1 protein-coding gene is annotated in these 285 nt (G+C 54.4%); it reads left to right on the top strand.

Going from position 1 to position 285, the window contains the following annotated elements; genetic code table 11:
* The first annotated feature begins 23 nt into the window (after positions 1 to 23).
* Positions 24 to 224: a YdcH family protein gene (locus tag ACO0K4_RS19770; protein WP_422958361.1), complete on the top strand. Its 201-nt coding sequence runs from the start codon at positions 24 to 26 to the stop codon at positions 222 to 224.
* The last annotated feature ends 61 nt before the right edge of the window (positions 225 to 285 follow it).

Here is a 285-nt window from a genome sequence, read left to right as displayed (position 1 = left end):
GAACCTTCCAGTGACTGAGAAACATGACTGATGTACAAGATATCCAGCGTCGTCTGATTGAACTCGACGTCGAACACCGCGATCTGGACGCGGTCATCGACATGCTCACCTTGGACGGCCATCACGACCAGCTGCAGTTGCGTCGCCTGAAAAAGCGCAAGCTGCAACTGAAAGACCAGATTACTTTGCTAAAAATGCAACTCGTGCCTGACGTTCCCGCCTGAACTTCGGGCCTCAACTAAGCAACCATTGACCGAAGCCCTGCCCACGCCTGCTGGTTCGCCC

It is taken from the genome of Undibacterium sp. RuTC16W, assembly GCF_049339445.1.
Lineage (GTDB): Bacteria > Pseudomonadota > Gammaproteobacteria > Burkholderiales > Burkholderiaceae_D > Undibacterium.
Note: the sequence above shows the minus strand (reverse complement) of the source record. Positions and strands in the feature narration are given on the sequence as shown.